At 71.1% G+C, this 23,580-nt stretch carries 24 protein-coding genes and 1 pseudogene; 14 read left to right on the top strand and 11 right to left on the bottom strand.

From position 1 onward, the window contains the following. Positions 1-60 precede the first annotated feature (60 nt). On the top strand, positions 61-921 hold the full coding sequence (locus A8713_RS07180; RefSeq protein WP_237305313.1) for a hypothetical protein: 861 nt from the start codon (positions 61-63) through the stop codon (positions 919-921). A gap of 79 nt (positions 922-1,000) precedes the next feature. On the opposite strand, the gene pgl is transcribed toward A8713_RS07180, so the two are convergent. The 5 genes from pgl to tkt are packed head-to-tail and all read right to left on the bottom strand — an operon-like array spanning position 1,001 to position 7,648. Beyond that, positions 1,001-1,783, bottom strand: a complete 783-nt coding sequence (pgl, locus tag A8713_RS07175) for a 6-phosphogluconolactonase (protein ID WP_064532304.1) — start codon at positions 1,781-1,783, stop codon at positions 1,001-1,003. After that, a complete protein-coding gene (opcA, locus tag A8713_RS07170; protein ID WP_064532302.1) occupies positions 1,780-2,868 on the bottom strand; it encodes a glucose-6-phosphate dehydrogenase assembly protein OpcA in 1,089 nt (362 codons plus the stop codon). The genes pgl and opcA overlap by 4 nt, the downstream gene beginning before the upstream one ends. Further along, positions 2,865-4,403: a glucose-6-phosphate dehydrogenase gene (gene zwf / locus A8713_RS07165; RefSeq protein WP_064532300.1), complete on the bottom strand. Its 1,539-nt coding sequence runs from the start codon at positions 4,401-4,403 to the stop codon at positions 2,865-2,867. Before zwf ends, opcA begins: the two co-directional genes overlap by 4 nt. Positions 4,404-4,407: 4 nt before the next feature. After that, positions 4,408-5,526, bottom strand: coding sequence for a transaldolase (gene tal, locus A8713_RS07160; protein ID WP_064532297.1), 1,119 nt, complete (start codon positions 5,524-5,526; stop codon positions 4,408-4,410). A 34-nt stretch (positions 5,527-5,560) separates the two neighbouring features. Continuing rightward, positions 5,561-7,648 carry a transketolase gene (gene tkt, locus A8713_RS07155; protein ID WP_064532295.1) on the bottom strand — a complete coding sequence of 696 codons (2,088 nt, stop codon included), beginning with the start codon at positions 7,646-7,648 and terminating at the stop codon, positions 5,561-5,563. A 432-nt stretch (positions 7,649-8,080) separates the two neighbouring features. Between tkt and A8713_RS07150 the strand changes: the two genes are divergently transcribed. Further along, the gene (locus A8713_RS07150; protein ID WP_079158864.1) at positions 8,081-9,067 is read left to right on the top strand and encodes a heme o synthase; all 987 of its coding nucleotides are present in this window, start codon (positions 8,081-8,083) and stop codon (positions 9,065-9,067) included. 96 nt (positions 9,068-9,163) lie between these two features. Continuing rightward, a complete protein-coding gene (locus A8713_RS07145) occupies positions 9,164-9,496 on the top strand; it encodes a hypothetical protein (RefSeq protein WP_064532292.1) in 333 nt (110 codons plus the stop codon). A 106-nt stretch (positions 9,497-9,602) separates the two neighbouring features. Here the strand turns inward: A8713_RS07145 and A8713_RS07140 are convergent, their stop codons facing one another. Genes A8713_RS07140 through A8713_RS07125 form a run of 4 tightly spaced genes read right to left on the bottom strand, consistent with a single transcriptional unit; the run spans position 9,603 to position 13,287 of the window. After that, positions 9,603-10,625, bottom strand: coding sequence for a COX15/CtaA family protein (locus A8713_RS07140; protein ID WP_064532290.1), 1,023 nt, complete (start codon positions 10,623-10,625; stop codon positions 9,603-9,605). A 55-nt stretch (positions 10,626-10,680) separates the two neighbouring features. Then, positions 10,681-11,469 (bottom strand): ABC transporter permease, encoded by a 789-nt coding sequence (locus A8713_RS07135; RefSeq protein WP_064532288.1) that lies wholly within the window; start codon positions 11,467-11,469, stop codon positions 10,681-10,683. Continuing rightward, a complete protein-coding gene (locus A8713_RS07130; RefSeq protein ID WP_237305312.1) occupies positions 11,466-12,443 on the bottom strand; it encodes an ABC transporter ATP-binding protein in 978 nt (325 codons plus the stop codon). The genes A8713_RS07135 and A8713_RS07130 overlap by 4 nt, the downstream gene beginning before the upstream one ends. Positions 12,444-12,474: 31 nt before the next feature. Continuing rightward, a complete protein-coding gene (locus tag A8713_RS07125; RefSeq protein ID WP_064532287.1) occupies positions 12,475-13,287 on the bottom strand; it encodes an aminoglycoside N(3)-acetyltransferase in 813 nt (270 codons plus the stop codon). Positions 13,288-13,448: 161 nt separating this feature from the next. Between A8713_RS07125 and A8713_RS07120 the strand changes: the two genes are divergently transcribed. The 11 genes from A8713_RS07120 (at position 13,449) to dapD (ending at position 22,074) form a co-directional block, all read left to right on the top strand. Beyond that, positions 13,449-14,201 carry a helix-turn-helix transcriptional regulator gene (locus A8713_RS07120; protein ID WP_064532286.1) on the top strand — a complete coding sequence of 251 codons (753 nt, stop codon included), beginning with the start codon at positions 13,449-13,451 and terminating at the stop codon, positions 14,199-14,201. Further along, positions 14,198-15,619 carry a Fe-S cluster assembly protein SufB gene (sufB, locus tag A8713_RS07115; RefSeq protein ID WP_064532283.1) on the top strand — a complete coding sequence of 474 codons (1,422 nt, stop codon included), beginning with the start codon at positions 14,198-14,200 and terminating at the stop codon, positions 15,617-15,619. Before A8713_RS07120 ends, sufB begins: the two co-directional genes overlap by 4 nt. A gap of 62 nt (positions 15,620-15,681) precedes the next feature. Continuing rightward, on the top strand, positions 15,682-16,905 hold the full coding sequence (gene sufD, locus A8713_RS07110; RefSeq protein ID WP_107440598.1) for a Fe-S cluster assembly protein SufD: 1,224 nt from the start codon (positions 15,682-15,684) through the stop codon (positions 16,903-16,905). Continuing rightward, the gene (locus tag A8713_RS07105; RefSeq protein ID WP_018567630.1) at positions 16,902-17,225 is read left to right on the top strand and encodes a non-heme iron oxygenase ferredoxin subunit; all 324 of its coding nucleotides are present in this window, start codon (positions 16,902-16,904) and stop codon (positions 17,223-17,225) included. The genes sufD and A8713_RS07105 overlap by 4 nt, the downstream gene beginning before the upstream one ends. A 7-nt stretch (positions 17,226-17,232) precedes the next feature. Then, positions 17,233-17,997, top strand: a complete 765-nt coding sequence (gene sufC / locus A8713_RS07100) for a Fe-S cluster assembly ATPase SufC (protein WP_064532279.1) — start codon at positions 17,233-17,235, stop codon at positions 17,995-17,997. Next, entirely contained in the window at positions 17,994-19,250 is a 1,257-nt protein-coding gene (locus A8713_RS07095) for a cysteine desulfurase (protein ID WP_064532277.1), read from the top strand. Before sufC ends, A8713_RS07095 begins: the two co-directional genes overlap by 4 nt. Positions 19,251-19,261: 11 nt before the next feature. Then, entirely contained in the window at positions 19,262-19,729 is a 468-nt protein-coding gene (gene sufU, locus A8713_RS07090; protein WP_064532275.1) for a Fe-S cluster assembly sulfur transfer protein SufU, read from the top strand. Beyond that, a complete protein-coding gene (locus tag A8713_RS07085; RefSeq protein WP_009187969.1) occupies positions 19,726-20,058 on the top strand; it encodes a metal-sulfur cluster assembly factor in 333 nt (110 codons plus the stop codon). Before sufU ends, A8713_RS07085 begins: the two co-directional genes overlap by 4 nt. A gap of 110 nt (positions 20,059-20,168) precedes the next feature. After that, positions 20,169-20,489 (top strand): DMT family transporter, encoded by a 321-nt coding sequence (locus A8713_RS07080; protein ID WP_064532273.1) that lies wholly within the window; start codon positions 20,169-20,171, stop codon positions 20,487-20,489. Continuing rightward, entirely contained in the window at positions 20,489-21,043 is a 555-nt protein-coding gene (locus tag A8713_RS07075) for a TetR/AcrR family transcriptional regulator (protein WP_064532271.1), read from the top strand. Before A8713_RS07080 ends, A8713_RS07075 begins: the two co-directional genes overlap by 1 nt. Positions 21,044-21,087: 44 nt before the next feature. After that, positions 21,088-22,074, top strand: a complete 987-nt coding sequence (gene dapD, locus A8713_RS07070; RefSeq protein ID WP_064532269.1) for a 2,3,4,5-tetrahydropyridine-2,6-dicarboxylate N-succinyltransferase — start codon at positions 21,088-21,090, stop codon at positions 22,072-22,074. Positions 22,075-22,149: 75 nt separating this feature from the next. On the opposite strand, the pseudogene A8713_RS07065 reads toward dapD, so the two are convergent. Both A8713_RS07065 and dapA read right to left on the bottom strand, forming a co-directional pair. Further along, positions 22,150-22,514, bottom strand: a pseudogene (locus A8713_RS07065) (hypothetical protein). Between the two features lie 4 nt (positions 22,515-22,518). Next, on the bottom strand, positions 22,519-23,448 hold the full coding sequence (gene dapA, locus A8713_RS07060) for a 4-hydroxy-tetrahydrodipicolinate synthase (protein ID WP_064532267.1): 930 nt from the start codon (positions 23,446-23,448) through the stop codon (positions 22,519-22,521). Positions 23,449-23,580: the final 132 nt, after the last annotated feature.

The raw sequence follows: 23,580 nt of genomic DNA, 5'->3' as shown, positions 1-23,580 counted from the left end.
GCGGTGAGGGTGCCGTACACTCCTGACGATCATCAGAGCCGTCACTCGGGGGAGTTCGACATGGCTGGTGCACCACAGGGCTGGCTGAGCGGGGAACTGTCGGCGCGGTCGCTGCTGCGGCCCAGGGAGGTCGCGCGGGCGGTGTTCCACCCGGCCTGGATCCCGCCCGCACTCGATCCGGACGTGGAGAAGCTCAAACGCGTGCGGATCATCGCCGGGACGGTCGCGGCCGTCGGCGTCTACACCTTCGTGCAGGGCGGCTTCGCCTTCGACGAGATGCTGGAGAACATGCTGACGGCCTCCGTCGTCCTGCTGTTCGTCACCCCGCTCACCGTGGGGGCGATGCTGTACCGCTGGCGCCGCACCGGGCCGGTGCGGGAGCTGAGGCAACCGCTGCTGCGGTCGATGCAGTTGCTGCTGGCGTTCGTCGGGACCATCGTCGGCACGGTCGTGCTGTGGAAGCTGGCGGCGGGCAGCGGGCTGCTCGTGCTGCTGCTGGGGTTCGCCGCCCTGTGGCTCACCGTCTTCGTCGGCTACGGCGCCTATCTGGTCTCGGGGAACTTCTTCGGCACCGCGGTCGTGCACCGCTGCCTGCCGCCGCTGCTCGCCACGGTGACGAGCTGGCTGATGGCCCTGCCCGACCTGGCCACCGGCGATCTGCACGGGCTCAGCCTCACCCTGGGCGTCCTGTTCGTCCTCGGCGCGCCGGTCACCGTGACCGGCATATCCCTGCTGGAGATGGGCCGCCTGCGCAGCCGCCACGGCATCCGCCTGGACACCCATCCCGCCGTCCGGCCCCGCCCGGTCCCGCCGATGCCGGCCGCACCCCCGCCGTACATCCCGCCGCAGCCTCCGCACGCACCACAGCCCCCGCACGCGCCGCGGAACCCGTACGCGCGGCGGAACCCGTACGGCCGCTGACCGCGACGCACGGACGGGGGCGGCGCGGGCACGACGCCCGCACCACCCCCGTCGGGTGCTCTGTGTCTCCGGTGACCGGTCAGGCCGACGCCGGCGGATACAGCGACCTGGGCAGCTGCGCCGCTGCCGGCGTGTCCAGCAGCCACAGCGTGCGGGCCCGGCCGTGGGCGCCGGCCGCCGGGGCCTGCACCTCGCCCGCCCCGGACAGCGCCATCGCCACCGCGTTCGCCTTGTCCTCGCCCGCCGCGAGCAGCCACACCTCGCGGGCCGAGCGGATCGCGGGCAGCGTCAGCGAGATCCGGGTGGGCGGCGGCTTCGGCGAGCCGTGCACACCGACGACCGTGCGCTCCGTCTCCCGCACCCCCGGATGCTCGGGGAACAAGGACGCCACATGCGTGTCCGGGCCGACGCCCAGCATCAGCACGTCGAAGGCCGGCACCGCGCCGTGGTTCTCCGGCCCCGCCGCCCGCGCCAGCTCCTCGGCGTAGGCGTCGGCCGCCGCCTCGACGTCCGTGCCGTACGGGCCGTCCGACGCGGGCATGACGTGCACGCGCTTCGGGTCCAGCGGTACGGAGTCCAGCAGCGCCTGCCGGGCCTGGGTGATGTTGCGCTCGGGGTCGCCCTCGGGCAGGAACCGCTCGTCGCCCCACCACAGGTCGAGGCGCGTCCAGTCGACGGCGTCCCGGGCGGGCGCCGCCGCCAGCGCGGCCAGCACGCCGTTGCCGTTGCGCCCGCCGGTCAGCACCACGGACGCCGCACCCGTCGACGCCTGCGCGTCCACGATCTTCGTGATCAGCCGGGCCGCGGCGGCCTGCGCCATCAGCTCCTTGTCACGGTGGACGACCAGCTGCGGAGTGCTCACTTCGCCGCCGCCTTCCGGGTCGGGGACTTCCTCGCGGTCTTCGCGGCGGCGCGCCGCGCGGGCGCCTTCGCCGTGTCCTCCTCGGCGGTGGCCACCGCGACCGGGCCCTCTTCGGCACCCGCTCCCTCGGCCCGCGCCCGCTCGTCGGCCGTCGCCTCGCCGCCGTTCAGCCGCTCGACGCCGAAACGCAGCGCCGAGGCATAGGTGTCGTCCGGGTCGAGGCGCCGCAGCTCCTCCGCTATCAGCTCGGCCGTGTCGCGCCGCTTCAGCGCGACCGCCCGCTCCGGCTGGCCCTGGATGGCCAGCGTGGCCAGCCGGCCGTCGGCCCGGTCCAGCCGGATCGGACCGCAGCTCGTGTCCATCCGGACCCCGGTCAGTCCGGGACCGGCCGACGGCGAACGCTTCACCGGCACGTCCAGCCGGTCCGCCAGCCACATCGCCAGCAGCTCACAGCTCGGGTTGGACTCCTCGCCCTCCACCTCGACCGACCGGACCTCGCAGGTCACCTGGTCCAGCGCGGCGGCCAGCATGGAGCGCCAGGGCGTGATCCGGGTCCACGCGAGATCCGTGTCGCCCGGGGTGTACGCGGCGGCCCGCGCGGTCAGTTCCCGCACCGGCCGCTCGCAGGCGTAGGTGTCGGTGACCCGGCGCTGCGCCAGCGCGCCCAGCGGGTCCTCGGCCGGGGCCGGCGGGCCGTTCACCGGCCACCACACGACGACCGGCGCGTCCGGCAGCAGCAGCGGCAGCACCACCGACTGGGCGTGGTCGCAGACCTCGCCGTACAGCCGCAGCACGACCGTCTCGCCCGCACCCGCCTCCGCGCCGAGGCGCACCTCGGCGTCCAGCCGCGAGGACGTGCGGTCGCGCAGGGTGCGCGAGACCCGCCGGATGACGACCAGGGTCCGCGAGGGGTGCTCGCGGGAGGCGTCACCGGCGGCCTTGAGCGCGTCGTAGGCGTTCTCCTCGTCGGTGACGATGACGAGGGTCAGCACCATGCCGACCGCAGGGGTGCCGATCGCTCGGCGGCCCTGCACGAGCGCCTTGTTGATCTTCCCGGCGTTGGTGTCGGTCAGGTCGATCTTCATGGCCTGCGCCAGCTCCGTCCGTCTCGTGCGAGCATCTCGTCGGCCTCGGCCGGCCCCCATGTCCCGGACGCGTACTGCGCGGGCCTGCCGTGGCTGTCCCAGTACCGCTCGATCGGGTCGAGGATCTTCCAGGACAGCTCGACCTCCTCGGTGCGCGGGAAGAGGTTGGAGTCGCCCAGCAGCACGTCCAGGATCAGCCGCTCGTACGCCTCCGGGCTGGACTCGGTGAAGGACTCGCCGTAGGCGAAGTCCATCGAGACGTCCCGGATCTCCATCGACGTGCCCGGCACCTTGGAGCCGAACCGCACGGTCACGCCCTCGTCGGGCTGCACCCGGATGACGACCGCGTTCTGGCCCAGCTCCTCGGTCGCCGTGGTGTCGAAGGGGGAGTGCGGGGCCCGCTGGAAGACCACCGCGATCTCGGTGACCCGGCGGCCCAGCCGCTTGCCGGTGCGCAGATAGAAGGGGACGCCCGCCCAGCGGCGGTTGTCGATGCCCAGCTTCACGGCCGCGTAGGTGTCGGTCTTGGACTTCGGGTCGATGCCGTCCTCTTCGAGGTACCCGATGACCTTCTCGCCGCCCTGCCAGCCGGCCGCGTACTGGCCGCGCACGGCGGAGGCGCCGAGGTCCCTGGGCAGCCGGACGGCGCCGAGCACCTTCTCCTTCTCCGCCGCCAGCGCGTCCGCGTCGAAGGAGGACGGCTCCTCCATCGCGGTGAGCGCCATCAGCTGGAGCAGGTGGTTCTGGATGACGTCGCGGGCGGCGCCGATGCCGTCGTAGTAGCCGGCCCGGCCGCCGATGCCGATGTCCTCGGCCATGGTGATCTGCACATGGTCCACGAAGGACCGGTTCCAGATCGGTTCGAACATGGTGTTGGCGAAGCGGAGCGCCAGGATGTTCTGGACAGTCTCCTTGCCCAGGTAGTGGTCGATGCGGAAGACCTGGTCCGGGGCGAAGACCTCGTGGACGACCTTGTTCAGCTCCTCGGCCGACTCCAGGTCGTGGCCGAACGGCTTCTCGATGACCGCGCGCCGCCAGGAGCCGCCCGTCTGGTCGGCCAGCTGGTGCTTCTTGAGCTGCTGGATGACGACCGGGAACGACTTCGGCGGGACGGACAGGTAGAAGGCGAAGTTGCCGCCCGTGCCCTGTGCCTTGTCCAGCTCGTCGATCGTGGCGCGCAGCCGCTCGAACGCCTCGTCGTCGTCGAAGGTGCCCTGGACGAAGCGCATGCCCTGGCTGAGCTGCTGCCACACCTCCTCGCGGAAGGGGGTGCGCGCGTGTTCCTTGACGGCGTCGTGCACGACCTGCGCGAAGTCCTCGTGCTCCCAGTCGCGCCGGGCGAAGCCGACGAGCGAGAAGCCCGGCGGCAGCAGACCCCGGTTGGCGAGGTCGTACACGGCGGGCATCAGCTTCTTGCGGGACAGGTCGCCCGTGACGCCGAAGATGACCAGGCCCGACGGCCCCGCGATACGCGGGAGCCGTCGGTCGGCGGGGTCACGGAGCGGGTTCGCTCCGCTGCCGGAAAGAGACGACAAGGCGTCAGCCCTCCGCGGGGGCGAGGCGCTCCAGCTCCGCCTCGGTCGACTTCAGCAGGTCGTTCCAGGAGGACTCGAACTTCTCGACGCCCTCGACCTCCAGAACCCGGACGACGTCGTCGTAGGAGATCCCGATCTTCTCCAGAGCGTCCAGGTCGGCGCGGGCCTGCGCGTAGGTGCCGCGGACCGCGTCGCCGCGGATCTCGCCGTGGTCCTCGGTGGACTCCAGGGTGGCCTCCGGCATGGTGTTCACCGTGTTCGGCGCCACCAGCTCCTCGACGTACATGGTGTCCTTGTACGCCTTGTCCTTCACTCCGGTGGAGGCCCACAGCGGGCGCTGCTTGTTGGCGCCCGCGTTCTCCAGCGCGCTCCAGCGGTCGGAGGAGAAGACCTCCTCGTACGCCTGGTAGGCGAGGCGCGCGTTGGCCACACCGGCCTTGCCGCGCAGTGCCTTGGCCTCGTCGGTGCCCTGTTCGTCGATGCGCCGGTCGATCTCGGTGTCGACGCGGGAGACGAAGAAGGACGCCACCGAGTGGATCTTCGAAAGGTCCAGGCCGCGCTCCTTGGCCTTCTCCAGGCCGGTCAGGAAGGCGTCCATGACCTTGCGGTAGCGCTCCAGCGAGAAGATCAGCGTGACGTTGACGCTGATGCCGTTGCCGATGGTCTCGGCGATCGCCGGCAGCCCCGCCTCGGTGGCCGGGATCTTGATGAGCGTGTTGGGGCGGTCCACCAGCCAGGCCAGTTGGCGGGCCTCGGCGACCGTCGCCTTGGTGTTGTGGGCGAGACGCGGGTCGACCTCGATGGAGACCCGGCCGTCCTGGCCGTCGGTGGCGTCGAAGACCGGGCGCAGGATGTCGGCGGCGTCGCGGACGTCCGCCGTGGTGATCATGCGGATGGCCTCTTCGACGGTGACCCGGCGGGCCGCGAGGTCGGAGAGCTGCTGGTCGTAGCCGTCGCCCTGCGAGATCGCCTTCTGGAAGATCGTCGGGTTGGTGGTGACGCCCACGACGTGCTGCTGGTCGATCAGCTCGGCGAGGTTGCCGGACGTGATCCGCTTGCGCGACAGGTCGTCCAGCCAGATCGCGACGCCTTCATCGGAGAGGCGCTTGAGTGCGTCTGTCATGGAAATTGCATCTCCTACGTGTCGTATATGAGCGTCAGCGCTGGGCGGCGGCGAGGGATTCCCGGGCCTTGGCGACCACGTTCTCGGCGGTGAAACCGAATTCGCGGAACAGCACCTTGGCGTCGGCGGAGGCACCGAAGTGCTCCAGGGAGACGATGCGTCCGGCGTCGCCGACGTACTTGTACCAGGACAACGCGACACCGGCCTCGACCGCGACGCGCGCCCGCACGGCCGGGGGCAGCACGCTCTCCCGGTACCCCTGGTCCTGCTCCTCGAACCACTCGACGCACGGCATGGACACCACGCGCGTGGGAACGCCGTCGGCCTGGAGCCGCTCGCGCGCCTCGACGGCGAGCTGCACCTCGGAACCGGTGGCGATCAGGATGACCTCGGGCTCGCCGCCCTCGGCGTCGAACAGCACGTAGCCGCCCTTGGCCGCGTCGTCGTCCGGCTCGTACGTCGGCACGCCCTGGCGGGTGAGCGCGAGGCCGTGCGGGGCGCCCTTGCCGTACTCCTTGGTCCAGCGGCGCTGGATCTCGGCCCAGGCGATGGCGGTCTCGTTGGCGTCGGCCGGGCGGACGATGTTCAGTCCGGGGATGGCGCGCAGCGAGGCGAGGTGTTCGACGGGCTGGTGGGTGGGGCCGTCCTCGCCGAGGCCGATGGAGTCGTGCGTCCACACGTACGTCACCGGCAGGTGCATCAGGGCGGACAGGCGCACGGCGTTGCGCATGTAGTCGGAGAAGACCAGGAAGGTGCCGCCGTACACGCGCGTGTTGCCGTGCAGCGTGATGCCGTTCAGCTCGGCGCCCATCGAGTGCTCGCGGATGCCGAAGTGGATGGTGCGGCCGTAGGGGTCCGCCTCCGGGAGCGGGTTGCCCGCGGGGAGGAAGGAGGACGTCTTGTCGATGGTGGTGTTGTTGGAGCCGGCCAGGTCGGCGGAGCCGCCCCACAGCTCGGGCAGCACCTCGCCGAGCGCCTGGAGCACCTTGCCGGAGGCGGCGCGGGTCGCCACGCTCTTGCCCGCCTCGAAGACCGGGATCTTCTCGGCCCAGCCGGCGGGCAGCTCGGCGGCGGCGATCCGGTCGAACTCGGCGGCCCGCTCGGTGTTGGCCGCGCGCCACGCCTGGAAGGACTTCTCCCACTCCTCGCGCGCCTGCCGGCCGCGCTCCAGCGCCTGCCGGGTGTGGCCGATGACCTCGTCGGAGACGTCGAAGTGCTTGTCCGGGTCGAAGCCGAGGACGCGCTTGGTGGCCGCGACCTCGTCCTCGCCCAGCGCCGAGCCGTGCGCGGCCTCGGTGTTCTGGGCGTGCGGGGCGGGCCAGGCGATGATGGAGCGCATCGCGATGAACGACGGCCGGTCGGTGACCGCCTTGGCCGCCTGGATCGCGGCGTAGATCGCCTGCGGGTCCAGGTCGCCGTCCTCCTTGGCCGCCACGCGCTGCACGTGCCAGCCGTAGGCCTCGTACCGCTTGACGGTGTCCTCGGAGACGGCGGTCTCGGTGTCGCCCTCGATCGAGATGTGGTTGTCGTCCCACAGCAGGATCAGGTTGCCGAGCTTCTGGTGGCCGGCCATCGAGGACGCCTCGGCCGAGATGCCCTCCTGGAGGCAGCCGTCACCGGCGACGCAGTAGACGAAGTGGTCGAAGGGCGACTCGCCCTGCGGGGCCTCGGGGTCGAAGAGGCCGCGCTCGTAGCGGGCGGCCATCGCCATGCCCACCGCGTTGGCCACACCCTGCCCGAGCGGACCGGTGGTGGTCTCCACCCCGGCGGTGTGCCCGTACTCGGGGTGGCCCGGGGTCTTGGAGCCCCAGGTGCGGAAGGACTCCAGGTCCGCCAGCTCCAGGCCGAAGCCGGCCAGGTAGAGCTGGGTGTAGAGCGTCAGGGAGGAGTGGCCGGCGGACAGCACGAAGCGGTCGCGCCCCACCCACTGCGGATCGGCCGGGTCGTGCCGCATCACCTTCTGGAAGAGGGTGTACGCGGCGGGAGCCAGACTCATGGCCGTACCGGGATGGCCGTTTCCGACCTTCTGTACGGCATCGGCGGCCAGGACGCGCGCGGTGTCCACCGCGCGCTGGTCCAACTCGGTCCACTCGAGGTCTGTGGTGGTCGGCTTGGTGCTCACCCTGGGTCAGGGCTCCTCTCCACATGTCGGATGCCGGTGCGTGTGTCCACGCACGGGCTGCCGGCGTTCTCGGCGTCGGCCGGCCGTTGTTGAGCCTACCCCCGTAAAGACGTGCGTTTTTTCGAGTCATTCAAGACTGACGGGACTACGGGAAATCCGCCTCTCGGCCAACCGGGAGTGAATTCGGCACCTGAATAGGGGACCGCTCATCCGATCGCTCGATCGAGCCCGGCCGCGCCCGTTCGAAGGGGAGTCCGGCGGGGGAGCCGACCGGGCGGTGAGACCCTGGCCGGACGGCCGCCGGGCGGGCGCGGCCAACACGACCCCACCCCCGCGAATGTCCGGGTCTGGGCAACGTCTACAGTGGCGTGGTACGCGCGAGCCTTTACCCTGCGTTCATGGGGCGGGGCTCGCTGGGAGTCTCTGTCAGGGGTGTGCGTGACGGCCGTCGAATCCCGTCCTGGGGGTCCCTCCCAGGCCCTCAAGGCCCGGGGCGAGGGACTACTCGGTGCAGGCCAGAGCCCGAGCCACCGGCCGTTCGGGGCCCGGGTCAAGGCGTTCGTGGCACTGACCAAGCCGCGGATCATCGAGCTGCTGCTGATCACCACCGTGCCGGTGATGTTCCTGGCACAGCAGGGTGTGCCCAGCCTCAGGCTGGTGCTGCTCACCTGTGTCGGCGGTTATCTGTCCGCGGGCGGCGCCAACGCGCTGAACATGTACATCGACCGCGACATCGACGCGCTGATGGACCGCACCTCGCAGCGTCCGCTGGTCACCGGAATGGTCAGCCCGCGGGAATGCCTCGCCTTCGGCATCGGCCTGGCGGTCGTCTCCACACTGCTGTTCGGATTCACCGTCAACTGGCTGTCGGCCTGGCTGTCGCTCGGCGCGCTCCTCTTCTACGTCGTCGTCTACACGATGATCCTCAAACGGCGTACGTCGCAGAACATCGTGTGGGGCGGCATCGCCGGCTGCCTGCCGGTGCTCATCGGCTGGTCGTCCGTCACGAACTCCATGTCGTGGGCGCCGGTCATCCTCTTCCTCGTGATGTTCTTCTGGACGCCGCCGCACTACTGGCCGCTGTCCATGAAGGTCAAGGAGGACTACGCGCGCGTGGGCGTGCCGATGCTCCCGGTCATCGCCTCCAACAAGGTGGTCGCCCGGCAGATCGTGATCTACAGCTGGGTGATGGTCCTCGTCTCGCTGCTGCTGACCCCGCTGGGCTACACCGGCTGGTTCTACACCGTGGTCGCCCTGCTGTCCGGCGGCTTCTGGCTGTGGGAGGCGCACGGGCTCCAGAACCGCGCCAAGGCCGAGGTGACCGGCACGAAGCTCAAGGAGATGCGGCTGTTCCACTGGTCGATCACCTATGTGTCGATCCTGTTCGTCGCGGTGGCGGTGGACCCCTTCCTGCACTGACCCCCGCAGCACCCGCACGGTACGGGCGGGGTGCGTGGCCAAGGCCACGCACCCCGCCCGTCGCCGTTGTGTCTACCCGTCGGTAGCATCCTGGCCATGGCAGACACGCAGCAGGTTGACCCCAGGGCCGAGCGCAAGGCGGCCCGCCTCGCCCACCGGATCGGCTCCTTCTCCAAGGCGCACGGCGGCGCCGAGGGGCAGGTCGCGTACATCGGCGAGCGCGGTGCCCGGATCGTCCTCGTCGGCGAGGACGGCGCCTGGGGCGACATCGTGGCCCCCACCTGGGCCATCGCCGAGCAGGCCGTGCGGAAGGCGGGGATCACCGTCCACGAGTCCTTCGACGGCGAGTTCGCCGCCAAGGTGAGGACGGGCCCGTTCGAGTGGACGCGCATGGCGGGCATCCAGCTCGGCGGCCCCGCCAACCGCTGACCGGGGCGCACGGAACGCGGTCGGCCGGTGCGCCGGCGGGGAACCTGGACCAGGTCCCTCGCCGGCGCACCGGCCGACGTGTGCGCGGGGCCGCGCGGGTGGGGTGCTACGCCTTCGTCAGCGCGACGGGCTCGCCGGCGGTGTCCGGCAGCGCGCCGTCCGCCCCGTCCGCCGCCCCGGACCGCTCCCGCAGGGACAGCAGGACCCGCAGCACGCCGATCCACATCACACAGGACCCCAGCATGTGCGCGGCCACCAGCACCTCGGGCAGATGCGTGAAGTACTGGACATAGCCGATGACGCCCTGGGACAGCAGGATCAGGAACAGGTCCCGGGTGCGGTTCAGGGGGCCCCTGGGGGCGTCGACGGCCTTGAGGACGAACCACAGGGCGAACGTCAGCGTGACCACGATCCAGGCCAGCACCGCGTGCGCCTTGGCGACGGTCTCCCAGTCGAGTGGGATGCGCTCCACCTCGGCGGAGTCGCCCGCGTGCGGACCGGCGCCGGTCACGACGGTGCCCACCGCGATCAGCAGCACGCTCGCCGCGACCAGCACCCACACCAGCTGCTGCACGGCCTTGCCGACCAGCGGACGCGGCGCCCCGTCGCCCTCGCGGGTGCGCTGCCACATCACCGTGGCGACCGCGATCAGCGCCGTGGAGAGCAGGAAGTGCGCCGCGACGGTGTACGGGTTCAGGCCGACCAGGACGACGATGCCGCCGAGCACCGCGTTGCCCATGACGACCCAGAACTGCACCCAGCCCAGCCGGGTCAGCCCGCGCCGCCACGGCTTCTGCGAGCGGGCGGCGATGATCGCCCAGCCGACCGCGGCGCACAGCACGTACGTCAGCATGCGGTTGCCGAACTCGATCACGCCGTGGAAGCCCATCGCGCGGGTCGTGGTCAGCGAGTCGTCGGTGCAGGTGGGCCAGGTCGGGCAGCCAAGGCCCGAGCCGGTCAGCCGGACGGCGCCCCCGGTGACGACGATGACGACCGCCATGACGAGCGCGGCGAGGGCCGCCCGCTGGACGGTCCTGGGCTGCGGGGTCCAGCGTTCGGCGATGAAGGCGAGCGGGTTGCGCACGGCGGCTACGGCGTCGTCGCGGGTCAGGTTCGGCACGCGTTCCATCGTAGGCCGCCGCTTGTGCACACTTTCACGAGGGTCCATGGGGTGTCTTCGCCGCCTATTCCCAGCGGAAGAACTTCGCGGCGGCGGCCAGCCCCGCCACCGCCCACACGGCGAGGATCCCGAGGTCGCCCCAGGGCATGCCCGCGCCGTGCTGGAGGACGTCGCGCAGCCCGTCGGAGAGCGCCGAGACCGGCAGCAGGGCCAGGACGTCCTGGACGCCGGAGGGGAACTTGTCCAGCGGCACGATCACCCCGCCGCCGACGAGCAGCAGCAGGAAGACCAGGTTGGCGGCGGCCAGGGTCGCCTCGGCCTTCAGCGTCCCGGCCATCAGCAGGCCCAGCCCGCTGAAGGCCGCCGTGCCGAGGACCAGCAGCACCAGCACGACGAGCGGGTTGCCGTGCGGGGACCAGCCGAGGGCGAAGGCGATCACGGTCAGCAGGATCACCTGGAGCACCTCGGTGACCAGCACCGACGCCGTCTTGGCGGTCATCAGCCCCCAGCGCGGCAGCGGTGACGACGCCAGCCGCTTGAGCACGCCGTAGCGGCGCTCGAAGCCGGTGGCGATGGCTTGCCCGGTGAACGCCGTCGACATCACCGCGAGCGCCAGCACCCCCGGCGCGAGGAAGTCCACGGACCTGCCCGCCCCGGTGTCCACGATGTCCACCGAGCCGAACAGCACCAGCAGCAGCGCGGGGATGACCACCGTCAGCAGCAACTGCTCGCCGTTGCGCAGCAGCATCCTCGTCTCCAGCGCCGCCTGCGCCGCGATCATGCGGGGCAGCGGGGCGGCGCCGGGGCGCGGCACGTAGGTGCCGGGGGAGCCGGTGGCGGAGGTGGTGGTCATGAGCGCAGCTCCTTGCCCGTCAGTTCGAGAAAGACGTCCTCCAGCGTGTGCCGTTCGACGGAGATCCGGTCCGGCATCACCCCGTGCTGCGCGCACCAGGACGTCACCGTGGCGAGCAGTTGCGGGTCGACCTCGCCGACCACCCGGTAGGCGCCGGGCGTCAGCTCGGCCGCGGAGGACTCGGGCGGCAGGGCCTTGAGCAGGGAGGCGACGTCCAGTCCGGGGCGGCCGCTGAAGCGCAGGGTGTTCTCCGCGCCGCCGCGGCACAGCTCCTCGGGGGAGCCCTGGGCGATGACCCGGCCGGCGTCGATGATCGCGACGTCGTCGGCGAGCTGCTCGGCCTCGTCCATGTGGTGCGTGGTGAGGATCACGGAGACCCCGTCGGTGCGCAGGTCGCGGACCAGGTCCCAGGTGGCGCGGCGGGCCTGCGGGTCGAGTCCGGCGGTGGGCTCGTCCAGGAAGACCAGCTCGGGCCGGCCGACCACGGCCATGGCCAGCGCCAGCCGCTGCTGCTGGCCGCCGGAGAGCCTGCGGTAGCCGGTCCGGCCGCAGCTTCCGAGGCCCAGCCGTTCGATCAGGGCGTCCACGTCCAGCGGATGCGCGTGCAGCTTCGCGACGTGGCGCAGCATCTCGTCGGCCCGCGCCCCCGAGTACACGCCGCCGGACTGGAGCATCACCCCGATCCGGGGGCGCAGCCCGGCGGACTGGGTGACCGGGTCGAGGCCCAGGACGCGCACCGTGCCGGAGTCCGGCCTCCGGTACCCCTCGCAGGTCTCGACCGTGGTCGTCTTGCCGGCGCCGTTGGGGCCGAGCACGGCGGTCACGCCCGGCCCGGCCACCAGGTCGAGGCCGTCCACCGCGGTCTTCGTGCCGTACCGCTTGACCAGGGACCGGATCTCGACGACCGGCTGCGGCGCGAAGCGTCTCGCCGGAGGACGGTGGTCGGGAGACGGGCGGGCGGGCTCACTTCGCATGGGTCCAGAGTCTAGGGACGCGCCGGACCTCTCAGGTGCCCGGGTGCGTGATGTCCTCCTCACGGGGACGGTGCAGCGCGAGCCAGCGCTCGGCGTACGCGACCGCGTCGGCCAGCGGGAACAGCCGGGCCGCGGCGGCGCCCACGGTGCCGCGGACGACCGGCCGGTCCCGTTCGAAGTCGTGTCCGAGGTCACCGAAGCACCCGGAGTCGATCGAGACCTCGGTCACCGTCTCCCAGCCGTGCGGTCCGGGCCTGCCCACGCGCACGCGGGGTGAGGGGACGCGGTACTCGGCGAGGTGGAAGCAGGTGCAGGTGTCGTAGCCGGTGCCGAGCAGCAGCACGCGCGCGCCGAGCGCCTCCAGGCGGGCGAGCGGGCTGCGCTCGCCCAGCCGGCAGTCGGCGGCGTGCCCGTCGGTGATGTCCCGCGCGCGCGGGCCGATCGCGGCGAACGACGTCTGGGGGTGGGCGCTGCGCAGGGCGCCCGGCCAGGTGCGGACGGTCTCGGGGACGACGCCGACCCCGAGCGTGGGGGTGGTGGCGGGGTCGTAGCCGGGCATGGCGGCGCGGATGGTGTCCCACCACGCCTCGGGCACCGGGGGCCGCGACCACAGGGCCGGGTCGGACAGGTCGCCGCTCTGGGCGGGGACGACGAGGGTGCCGTCCGGGCCGAGCGCGTCGAGCAGCCCCCGGACGACGGCGACCTGGCTTCCGCAGACCCAGCCGAGGGACTTCATCGAGGAGTGTGTCAACAGGGTCTCGCCGGGCCGGACGCCGAGTGCGCGCAGGTCCTCGGCGAGGGTGTCGCGGGTCACAAGTGGGCCGGTCGGAGGGGGTGTGGGCATGGTCAGGGAGTGTGGCGCACCGCGTGTGCCGACGCCACCCGTTTGATCGATCACCGACCGTTTCCGCAGGTCGGATTAGGTATGCCTAAGTGACGCAGGGCACCGTCGGCCCGCCCCGGCGGCGCTTGTCAGTCCCCGATGAATTACGCAACAATGGCGTTGTGAAAAACGTCGGCGAGGCTCGGGCGACCCCCACGGGGACCCCGCAGGAGGAACTGGCGACCGGGGAGCGCTCCACGCGCAACCGGGTCGCGCGGTCCATCCTGGACCACGGTCCCTCGACCGTCGCCGAGCTGGCCGGACGGCTGGGCCTCACCCAGGCGGCCGTACGCCGTCACCTGGACGCGCTGGTCGCCGACGACGTCGTGGAGGCCCGCGAGCGGCGGGTGTACGGCGCGCGGACGCGCGGGCGGCCCGCCAAGGTCTTCGCGCTCACCGACTGCGGCCGGGACGCCTTCGACCAGTCGTACGACAAGCTCGCCGCGGACGCGATGCGCTGGATCGCCGAGCGGGAGGGCGGCCCGGAGGCGGTGGCCGCCTTCGCGCGGGCCCGCTTCGCCGCGCAGGCACGCGCGTACCGCAAGGCGATCGAGGGGGCCGGTCCCGATCAGCGCGCCCAGGCGCTGGCCAAGGCGCTGAGCCTGGACGGGTACGCTGCCACCGCACGCGGCGCGCCCCTCCCGCAGCAGGGCGAGCAGCTCTGCCAGCACCACTGCCCGGTCGCCCATGTCGCGGAACAGTTCCCGCAGCTGTGCGAGGCGGAGACGGAGATCTTCGCCGAGCTGCTGGGTACCCATGTCCAGCGACTGGCGACCATCGCCCACGGCGACGGCGTCTGCACGACGTTCATCCCCAGGATTTCCCAGACAAGCGACCCCGCATCCACCAGCACGGCCGGGAGGAACCCCGCATGACTCTCCCCACGGAGACTGCCCACCCCGAACTCGAGGGCCTGGGCAACTACGAATACGGCTGGGCCGACTCCGACGAGGCCGGTGCCTCCGCCCGGCGCGGTCTGAACGAGGACGTCGTCAAGGACATCTCCGCGAAGAAGTCCGAGCCGGAGTGGATGACCAAGCTCCGCCTCAAGGGCCTGAGGCTCTTCGAGAAGAAGCCCATGCCGAACTGGGGCTCGGACCTGTCGGGGATCGACTTCGACAACATCAAGTACTTCGTGCGCTCCACGGAGAAGCAGGCGGAGTCCTGGGAGGACCTGCCCGAGGACATCAGGAACACCTACGACAAGCTGGGCATCCCGGAGGCCGAGAAGCAGCGCCTGGTCGCCGGTGTGGCCGCCCAGTACGAGTCGGAGGTCGTCTACCACCAGATCCGTGAGGACCTGGAGGAGCAGGGCGTCATCTTCCTGGACACGGACACGGCCCTCAAGGAGCACCCGGAGCTCTTCAAGGAGTACTTCGGGACCGTCATCCCCGTCGGCGACAACAAGTTCGCGTCGCTGAACAGCGCGGTGTGGTCCGGCGGCTCCTTCATCTACGTCCCGCCGGGCGTCCACGTGGAGATCCCGCTCCAGGCCTACTTCCGTATCAACACGGAGAACATGGGCCAGTTCGAGCGGACCCTGATCATCGTCGACGAGGGTGCCTACGTGCACTACGTCGAGGGCTGCACCGCCCCGATCTACAAGTCGGACTCGCTGCACTCCGCGGTCGTCGAGATCATCGTCAAGAAGAACGCCCGCTGCCGCTACACGACCATCCAGAACTGGTCGAACAACGTCTACAACCTGGTCACCAAGCGCGCCGTCGCCTACGAGGGCGCGACCATGGAGTGGATCGACGGCAACATCGGCTCCAAGGTGACGATGAAGTACCCGGCCGTCTACCTGATGGGCGAGCACGCCAAGGGCGAGACCCTGTCCATCGCCTTCGCGGGCGAGGGCCAGCACCAGGACGCCGGTTCCAAGATGGTCCACATGGCGCCGAACACCTCCTCCAACATCGTCTCCAAGTCGGTGGCGCGCGGCGGCGGCCGCACCTCGTACCGCGGCCTGGTCGAGATCGGCGAGGGCGCCGCGGGCTCCAAGTCCAACGTGCTGTGCGACGCGCTGCTCGTCGACACCATCTCCCGCTCCGACACCTACCCCTACGTGGACGTCCGCGAGGACGACGTGTCCATGGGCCACGAGGCGACCGTCTCCAAGGTCTCCGAGGACCAGCTCTTCTACCTGATGAGCCGCGGTCTGACCGAGTTCGAGGCGATGGCGATGATCGTGCGCGGCTTCGTCGAGCCGATCGCCAAGGAGCTCCCCATGGAGTACGCGCTGGAGCTGAACCGGCTGATCGAGCTGCAGATGGAAGGCGCGGTCGGCTGACCCCGTGCCGGGCAGCGACCAGCCAGCGAACACCGACGTAGGAAGAGAGCAGACCGACAGCCATGGCTGAGGCTCAGAACTCCCCCCAGTCCGCGACCCCGCTCGGACAGGGGGCACCCCCACCCGTGGGCTCCACCACCGCGGGCCAGATCGCGGTCGCCGCGGAGTCGACCGTCGCCACGCGCATGAGCGCGCCGCCGTCCTTCGACGTGGCGGACTTCCCGGTCCCGCACGGCCGCGAGGAGGAGTGGCGGTTCACCCCGCTGGAGCGGCTGCGCGGCCTGCACGACGGCACCGCGACCGCCACCGGCGGCGGCGTGAAGGTGGACGTCCAGGCGCCCGAGGGCGTGAGCGTGGAGAGCGTCGGCCGTGACGACGCGCGGCTCGGCAGGGCCGGCACGCCGGTCGACCGGGTCGCCGCGCAGGCGTACTCCGCCTTCGAGACGGCCTCGGTGGTGAGCGTCCCCAAGGAGACCGTCCTCACCGAGCCGATCCGCATCGCGGTGCACGGCGAGGGCGGGGTCGCCTACGGCCACCAGGTCATCGAACTGGGGGCCTTCGCCGAGGCCGTCGTCGTCATCGACCACACCGGTGACGCGGTGCTCGCCGCCAACGTCGACTACCTGCTGGGCGACGGCGCCAAGCTCACCGTCGTCTCCGTCCAGGACTGGGACGACAAGGCCGTCCACGTGGGCCAGCACAACGCCCTGATCGGCCGGGACGCCTCCCTCAAGTCGGTCGTCGTCACCTTCGGCGGCGATGTCGTCCGGCTGCACCCGCGCGTGACGTACGCCGCCCCCGGCGGCGAGGCCGAGCTGCTCGGCCTGTACTTCACCGACGCGGGCCAGCACCAGGAGCACCGGCTCTTCGTCGACCACGACGCCCCGCACTGCAAGTCCAACGTGGTCTACAAGGGCGCGCTCCAGGGCGAGCAGGCGCACGCGGTGTGGATCGGCGACGTGCTCATCGAGGCCAGCGCCGAGGGCACCGACACCTACGAGATGAACCGCAACCTGGTGCTGACCGACGGCGCCCGGGTCGACTCCGTGCCGAACCTGGAGATCGAGACCGGCGAGATCGTCGGCGCCGGTCACGCCTCCGCCACCGGCCGCTTCGACGACGAGCAGCTCTTCTACCTGATGGCCCGCGGCATCCCGGAGTACGAGGCCCGCCGCCTGGTGGTCCGCGGCTTCTTCGCCGAACTGGTCCAGCAGATCGGTGTCAAGGACATCGAGGAGCGCCTGCTCGTCCGGATCGAGGAGGAGCTGGAGGCGTCGGTCGCATGAGCGGCACCTTCGTACGCGTCTGCGGGCTGAGCGAGCTGGAGGAGGACACCCCCAAGCGGGTGGAACTCGACGGCACGCCCATCTCCGTGGTGCACACCGAGGGCGAGGTGTTCGCCATCAACGACATCTGCTCGCACGCGAACGTCTCGCTGTCCGAGGGCGAGGTCGACGACTGCCACATCGAGTGCTGGCTGCACGGCTCGCGCTTCGACCTGCGCTCGGGCAAGCCCGACAGTCTTCCGGCGACGCGTCCCGTCCCCGTATACCCCGTAAAGATCGAAGGGGACGACGTGCTCGTCTCCCTCTCCCAGGAGTCCTGAGGCACCCATGGCAACGCTTGAAATCCGAGACCTGCACGTCACCGTCGAGGCCGACAACGCCACGAAGGAGATCCTCAAGGGCGTCGACCTCACCGTGAAGCAGGGCGAGACGCACGCCATCATGGGCCCCAACGGCTCGGGCAAGTCGACCCTCGCCTACTCGCTCGCGGGTCACCCGAAGTACACGATCACCGGCGGCACCGTCACCCTCGACGGCGAGGACGTCCTGGAGATGTCCGTCGACGAGCGCGCCCGCGCCGGCCTGTTCCTGGCGATGCAGTACCCGGTCGAGGTCCCCGGCGTCTCGGTCTCCAACTTCCTGCGCACCTCCGCCACCGCGATCCGCGGCGAGGCCCCCAAGCTGCGCACCTGGGTGAAGGAGGTCAAGGAGACCATGGAGCGGCTCCACATGGACCCCTCCTTCGCCGAGCGCAACGTCAACGAGGGCTTCTCCGGCGGTGAGAAGAAGCGCCACGAGATCCTCCAGCTCGAACTGCTCAAGCCGAAGGTCGCGATCCTCGACGAGACGGACTCCGGCCTGGACGTCGACGCGCTGCGGATCGTCTCCGAGGGTGTGAACCGCGTCCGCGAGACCGGCGAGGTCGGCACCCTGCTGATCACGCACTACACGCGCATCCTGCGCTACATCAAGCCCGACTACGTCCATGTCTTCTCCGCCGGCCGCATCGTCGAGTCCGGCGGCGCCGAACTCGCCGACAAGCTGGAGAACGAGGGCTACGAGGCATACGTGAAGGGTGGCGCATCCGCGTGACACAGCTGCCGGGCCTCCTCGACACCGAGGCGATCCGCAAGGACTTCCCCGTCCTGGACCGACTCGTCCACGACGGCAAGAAGCTCGTGTACCTGGACAACGCGGCGACCTCCCAGACCCCGCGCCAGGTGCTCGACGTGCTGTCCGAGTACTACGAACAGCACAACGCCAACGTGCACCGCGGGGTGCACGTGCTCGCCGAGGAGGCCACGGCGCTGTACGAGGGCGCCCGCGACAAGGTCGCGGCGTTCGTCAACGCGCCCAGCCGCGACGAGGTGATCTTCACCAAGAACGCCTCGGAATCCCTCAACCTCGTGGCGAACATGCTCGGCTGGGCCGACGAGCCCTACCGGGTGGACCACGACACCGAGATCGTCATCACGGAGATGGAGCACCACTCCAACATCGTGCCCTGGCAGCTGCTGGCGCAGCGCACGGGCGCGAAGCTGAAGTGGTTCGGCCTGACCGACGACGGCCGCCTGGACCTGTCGAACATCGACGAGGTCATCACCGAGAAGACGAAGATCGTCTCCTTCGTGCTGGTCTCCAACATCCTCGGCACCCACAACCCGGTCGAGGCCATAGTCCGCCGCGCCCAGGAGGTCGGCGCCCTGGTCTGCATCGACGCCTCCCAGGCCGCCCCGCACATGCCGCTGGACGTGCAGGCGCTCCAGGCCGACTTCGTGGCCTTCACCGGCCACAAGATGTGCGGTCCGACCGGCATCGGCGTGCTCTGGGGCCGCCAGGAGCTGCTGGAGGACCTGCCTCCGTTCCTCGGCGGCGGCGAGATGATCGAGACGGTGTCGATGCACTCCTCGACCTACGCCCCCGCCCCGCACAAGTTCGAGGCGGGCACCCCGCCGATCTCCCAGGCGATCGGCCTGGGCGCGGCGATCGACTACCTGAACTCGATCGGCATGGACAAGGTCCTCGCCCATGAGCAGGCGCTCACCGAGTACGCGGTGAAGCGGCTGGCGGAGGTTCCCGACCTGCGGATCATCGGCCCCACCACGGCCGAGGACCGCGGCGCCGCGATCTCCTTCACGCTCGGCGACATCCACCCGCACGACGTGGGCCAGGTCCTCGACGAGCAGGGCATCGCGGTCCGGGTCGGCCACCACTGCGCCCGGCCGGTCTGCCTGCGCTACGGAATTCCTGCGACCACGCGGGCGTCGTTCTATCTGTACTCCACGCCGGCCGAGATCGACGCACTGGTCGACGGCCTGGAGCACGTACGGAACTTCTTCGGATGAGGGGCTGAGGCGTGAAGCTGGACTCCATGTACCAGGACGTCATCCTGGACCACTACAAGCACCCGCACGGGCGGGGCTTGCGGGACGGTGACGCCGAGGTGCACCACGTCAACCCGACGTGCGGCGACGAGATCACCCTCCGTGTCAAGTACGACGGCACCACGATCGAGGACGTCTCCTACGAGGGCCAGGGCTGCTCCATCAGCCAGGCCTCGGCCTCGGTGCTGAACGACCTGCTGGTCGGCAAGGAACTCGCCGAGGCGCAGAAGATCCAGGAGACCTTCCTGGAGCTGATGCAGTCCAAGGGGAAGATCGAGCCCGACGACGCGATGGAGGAGGTCCTGGAGGACGCGGTCGCGTTCGCCGGGGTGTCCAAGTATCCGGCCCGGGTCAAGTGCGCCCTGCTGAGCTGGATGGCCTGGAAGGACGCGACGGCCCAGGCGCTGGACGGCGCCGACGCCGAAAGGAAGACCGCATGAGCGAGACCGTGGAGATGAAGCCGGCCTCGGAGGAGGAGCTCCGCGAGGCCCTGATGGACGTCGTCGACCCCGAACTGGGCATCGACGTCGTCAACCTGGGACTCATCTACGGCATCCACGTCGACGACGCCAACATCGCGACCGTCGACATGACCCTGACGTCGGCGGCCTGCCCGCTCACCGACGTCATCGAGGACCAGGCCAAGTCCGCCACGGACGGCCTCGTCAACGAGCTGCGCATCAACTGGGTCTGGATGCCCCCGTGGGGCCCGGACAAGATCACGGACGACGGCCGCGAGCAGCTTCGGGCGCTCGGGTTCAACGTCTGAGCGATACGTCGGCAGAACGGCGGCACCCTCGGGGTGCCGCCGTTCCGCTGTGTCCGGAACCCGCTGTCCGCAGCCGCGGGGCCGCCCCGCCGTTATGTACGCTCGTACACATGGGATACCTGTTCCTTGCCGGAGCCATAGCCGCCGAGGTCGCCGGCACCACCGCCATGAAGTACAGCGAGGGGTTCAGCAGGCTGGGGCCCTCGGTGCTGACCGCGCTCGGCTATCTGATCTCCTTCGGGCTGCTCGCCCAGACGCTCAAGACGCTGAACGTCGGTACGGCGTACGCCATCTGGTCCGGCATCGGGACCGCGGCCATCGCCGCCATCGGCGTCGTCTTCCTGGGCGAGGGCATGACGCTCACCAAGGCCGCCGGGGTCGCGCTGATCATCGTCGGTGTGGTGGTGCTCAATCTGGGCGGCGCGCACTGATGGCCCGGCGGCACGATCCGGGCCGGCGGCAGCGGATCATCGACGCGGCGATCCGGGTCGTGGGCGCGAAGGGCATCGCGGGGCTCAGTCACCGTACGGTCGCCGCCGAGGCCGATGTGCCGCTCGGCTCGACCACGTACCACTTCGCCACCCTCGACGATCTGCTGGTGGCCGCGCTGCGCCAGGCCAACGAGAGCTTCGCGGAGGCCGTCGCCGCGCGCGGCGCCCTGAGCGGTCCGCACCCCGACGTGGCCCGGGAACTCGCCGCCGCGATGGGGGAGTGGCTGGCCGGGGACCGCACCGGGGTCGAGCTGGAGTACGAGCTGTATCTGGCCGCGCTGCGCCGCCCGGCCCTGCGCCCGGTCGCCGCCGAATGGGCCGACGGCCTCGCCGCCCTGCTGGCCCGGCACACCGACCCGGTCACCGCCCGCGCCCTGGTGGCCGTGGTGGACGGCATCTGCCTCCAGGTACTGCTGACCGGCGGTTCCTACGACGAGGAGTACGCCCGCGGGACGCTCTCCCGGCTGATCCCACCGAAGCCGCCCGGCACGTGAGACACGGTTCGCTCCCGCGCCCCGCCCCACGTTAGGTTTTCCCCATGACCGAGACTGCTCCCCGCACCACCGGCGCCGTGGCCGCCGGACTCGCCACGATCGCCGCCGACGGCACCGTCCTCGACACCTGGTTCCCCGCTCCCGAACTGACGGCGGAGCCCGGCCCGGCCGGTACCGAGCGGCTGACCGCCGAGCGCGCCGCCGAACTGCTCGGCGGCGGCGCGACCGCGGCGACCGGGCCGGACGCCCGCCGGGGCGTCGAGGTGGTCGCGGTCCGCACGGTCATCGCCTCGCTCGACGACAAGCCGCTCGACGCGCACGACGCCTATCTGCGGCTGCACCTGCTCTCCCACCGCCTGGTCAAGCCGCACGGCGTGAGCCTGGACGGCATCTTCGGCCACCTCGCCAACGTCGCCTGGACCTCGCTCGGCCCGGTCGCCGTGGACGACGTCGAGAAGGTGCGCCTCAACGTGCGCGCCGAGGGCCTGCACCTCCAGGTGACCTCGATCGACAAGTTCCCGCGCATGACGGACTACGTGGCCCCCAAGGGCGTCCGGATCGCCGACGCCGACCGGGTCCGCCTCGGCGCGCACCTGGCCGAGGGCACCACCGTGATGCACGAGGGCTTCGTGAACTTCAACGCGGGCACCCTGGGCACCTCCATGGTCGAGGGCCGCATCTCCGCCGGTGTCGTGGTCGGCGACGGCTCGGACATCGGTGGCGGCGCCTCCACCATGGGCACGCTCTCCGGCGGCGGCAACGTGATCATCTCCATCGGCGAGCGCTGCCTGATCGGCGCCGAGGCGGGCGTGGGCATCGCGCTCGGCGACGAGTGCGTCGTGGAGGCCGGCCTCTATGTCACCGCGGGCACCCGGATCAGCATGCCCGACGGACAGATCGTCAAGGCCCGCGAGCTCTCCGGCGCCTCGAACATCCTCTTCCGCCGCAACTCGGTCACCGGCGCCGTCGAGGCCCGCCCGAACAACGCGGTCTGGGGCGGTCTCAACGACGTGCTGCACAGCCACAACTGACCGCCCGGCAGCAGGCGGCCACGGCGAGGCACCCTTCCCGTCCGGGGAGTGGTGCCTCGCCGTGTTGCGTGGCGGTCAGGGGGTGAGGGAGGCGGCGAAGGCCGCCAGGGCCTCGAAGTCCGGTGCGCGCAGGCCGATGCGCGGGTCGACGTGGTGCAGCAGGGCGGGCGCGGGATGGCGGGCCGTCACATAGGCGGTGTCGGCCGGGCTCTGCTCGTCGTCCACCCAGGCGAAGGGGCGGCCCGCCGCGTACGCCACGATCGCCTCGGTCTTCCAGTGCACCGCGCCGGGCCGTGCGCGGAGTCGAGCCGGACGCGCAGGGTCCGGTCCGGGTGCAGGGGCACGCGGAGGGTGGTGTAGCCCTCGGGCCGCCGGTCCGGCTGTGCGGCCCAGGGGTTGAGCGGGCCGTCGACGTCGAGGAACAGCAGGGGGCGGCTCACCGGATCAGCGTACGGCTCGGAGAGCGGTGGCGGTCAGCTCTCCGTACGCCGCCAGCAGGGCGGCCGTGGTCTCTTCGGAGGCGGGCAGCAGCGGGGCGCGGACCGGGCCCGCGGGCAGGCCGAGCGCGGTGAGCAGGGCCTTCGCGGTGACCGCGCCGGGCAGCCCGGAGGACATCGTCAGCTCGATGAGGTGCGTGGCCCGCTGCTGGGCGCGGGCCGCCCCCGCGGTGTCGCCTGCGTCGAACGCGTCCAGGACGGCGCGCAGCCGCCCGGGGACCGCGTTGGCGACCGTGCTGATGTATCCGGCGCCGCCGACCGCGTACAGGGCGAGGTTGTGCTCGTCGCAGCCCGCGTAGACCGCCAGACCGGTGCGGGCCAGCAGCTTCTGGACGCCGAGGAGGTCGTAGGAGCAGTCCTTGACCGCCGTGATCCGCGGGTGCTCCGCCAGGCGCAGCAGGGTGTCCGTCTCGATGCGGGTGCCGGTGCGGGCGGGGATGTCGTACAGCACGACGGGCAGCCCGCAGGTGTCCGCGACCGTGCGGAAGTGGGCCTCGACGGCGTCCTGCGGCGGCCTGCTGTAGTACGGCGCCACCACGAGCACCGCGTCGGCGCCCGCCTTCTCCGCGGCCAGGGCCAGCTCGGCGGTGTGCCGGGTGTCGGCGGTGCCCACGCCCGCGACGAGCCGGGCGCGGTCCCCGACCGCGTCCCGGACGGCCCGGACCAGCTCGGACTTCTCGGTGTCGGTGGTGGTCGGCGACTCGCCGGTGGTGCCGTTCAGCACGAGGCCGTCGCAGCCCTCGCGCACCAGGTGGTCGGCCAGGCGCGCGGCGCCGTCCAGGTCGAGCGCTCCCGACGGGGTGAAGGGCGTGATCATCGCGCACAGGGCGCGGCCCAGCGGGGGTGTGGGGGCGGATGCGGGGTGCGTGGTCGTCATGGGGGCAGTCTCGGCAGTCCGAACGTACAGCACCACTTAATTCTTCTACGTCATATTGATAAGCAGTGCTTCAATCGTGGGCGGTCTGTCCAAAGTCGCCCGTCATGGGTCACCATGGGCATGAGGTCACCG

Source organism: Streptomyces sp. SAT1 (assembly GCF_001654495.1).
GTDB classification, from domain to species: domain Bacteria; phylum Actinomycetota; class Actinomycetes; order Streptomycetales; family Streptomycetaceae; genus Streptomyces; species Streptomyces andamanensis.
The sequence above is the reverse complement of the archived record's forward strand: the minus strand, read 5'-3'. Positions and strand labels throughout refer to the sequence as shown.

What these genes read in the sequence shown, in the direction of transcription:
- A8713_RS07180 (WP_237305313.1), top strand. Translation starts at nt 61, where the DNA reads ATGGCTGGTGCACCACAGGGCTGGCTGAGCGGGGAACTGTCGGCGCGG.
- opcA (WP_064532302.1), bottom strand. Translation starts at nt 2,868, where the DNA reads ATGAAGATCGACCTGACCGACACCAACGCCGGGAAGATCAACAAGGCG.
- tal (WP_064532297.1), bottom strand. Translation starts at nt 5,526, where the DNA reads ATGACAGACGCACTCAAGCGCCTCTCCGATGAAGGCGTCGCGATCTGG.
- A8713_RS07145 (WP_064532292.1), top strand. Translation starts at nt 9,164, where the DNA reads ATGGCAGACACGCAGCAGGTTGACCCCAGGGCCGAGCGCAAGGCGGCC.
- A8713_RS07140 (WP_064532290.1), bottom strand. Translation starts at nt 10,625, where the DNA reads ATGGAACGCGTGCCGAACCTGACCCGCGACGACGCCGTAGCCGCCGTG.
- A8713_RS07135 (WP_064532288.1), bottom strand. Translation starts at nt 11,469, where the DNA reads ATGACCACCACCTCCGCCACCGGCTCCCCCGGCACCTACGTGCCGCGC.
- A8713_RS07130 (WP_237305312.1), bottom strand. Translation starts at nt 12,443, where the DNA reads ATGCGAAGTGAGCCCGCCCGCCCGTCTCCCGACCACCGTCCTCCGGCG.
- A8713_RS07125 (WP_064532287.1), bottom strand. Translation starts at nt 13,287, where the DNA reads ATGCCCACACCCCCTCCGACCGGCCCACTTGTGACCCGCGACACCCTC.
- sufB (WP_064532283.1), top strand. Translation starts at nt 14,198, where the DNA reads ATGACTCTCCCCACGGAGACTGCCCACCCCGAACTCGAGGGCCTGGGC.
- sufD (WP_107440598.1), top strand. Translation starts at nt 15,682, where the DNA reads ATGGCTGAGGCTCAGAACTCCCCCCAGTCCGCGACCCCGCTCGGACAG.
- A8713_RS07105 (WP_018567630.1), top strand. Translation starts at nt 16,902, where the DNA reads ATGAGCGGCACCTTCGTACGCGTCTGCGGGCTGAGCGAGCTGGAGGAG.
- sufC (WP_064532279.1), top strand. Translation starts at nt 17,233, where the DNA reads ATGGCAACGCTTGAAATCCGAGACCTGCACGTCACCGTCGAGGCCGAC.
- A8713_RS07085 (WP_009187969.1), top strand. Translation starts at nt 19,726, where the DNA reads ATGAGCGAGACCGTGGAGATGAAGCCGGCCTCGGAGGAGGAGCTCCGC.
- A8713_RS07080 (WP_064532273.1), top strand. Translation starts at nt 20,169, where the DNA reads ATGGGATACCTGTTCCTTGCCGGAGCCATAGCCGCCGAGGTCGCCGGC.
- A8713_RS07075 (WP_064532271.1), top strand. Translation starts at nt 20,489, where the DNA reads ATGGCCCGGCGGCACGATCCGGGCCGGCGGCAGCGGATCATCGACGCG.
- dapD (WP_064532269.1), top strand. Translation starts at nt 21,088, where the DNA reads ATGACCGAGACTGCTCCCCGCACCACCGGCGCCGTGGCCGCCGGACTC.
- dapA (WP_064532267.1), bottom strand. Translation starts at nt 23,448, where the DNA reads ATGACGACCACGCACCCCGCATCCGCCCCCACACCCCCGCTGGGCCGC.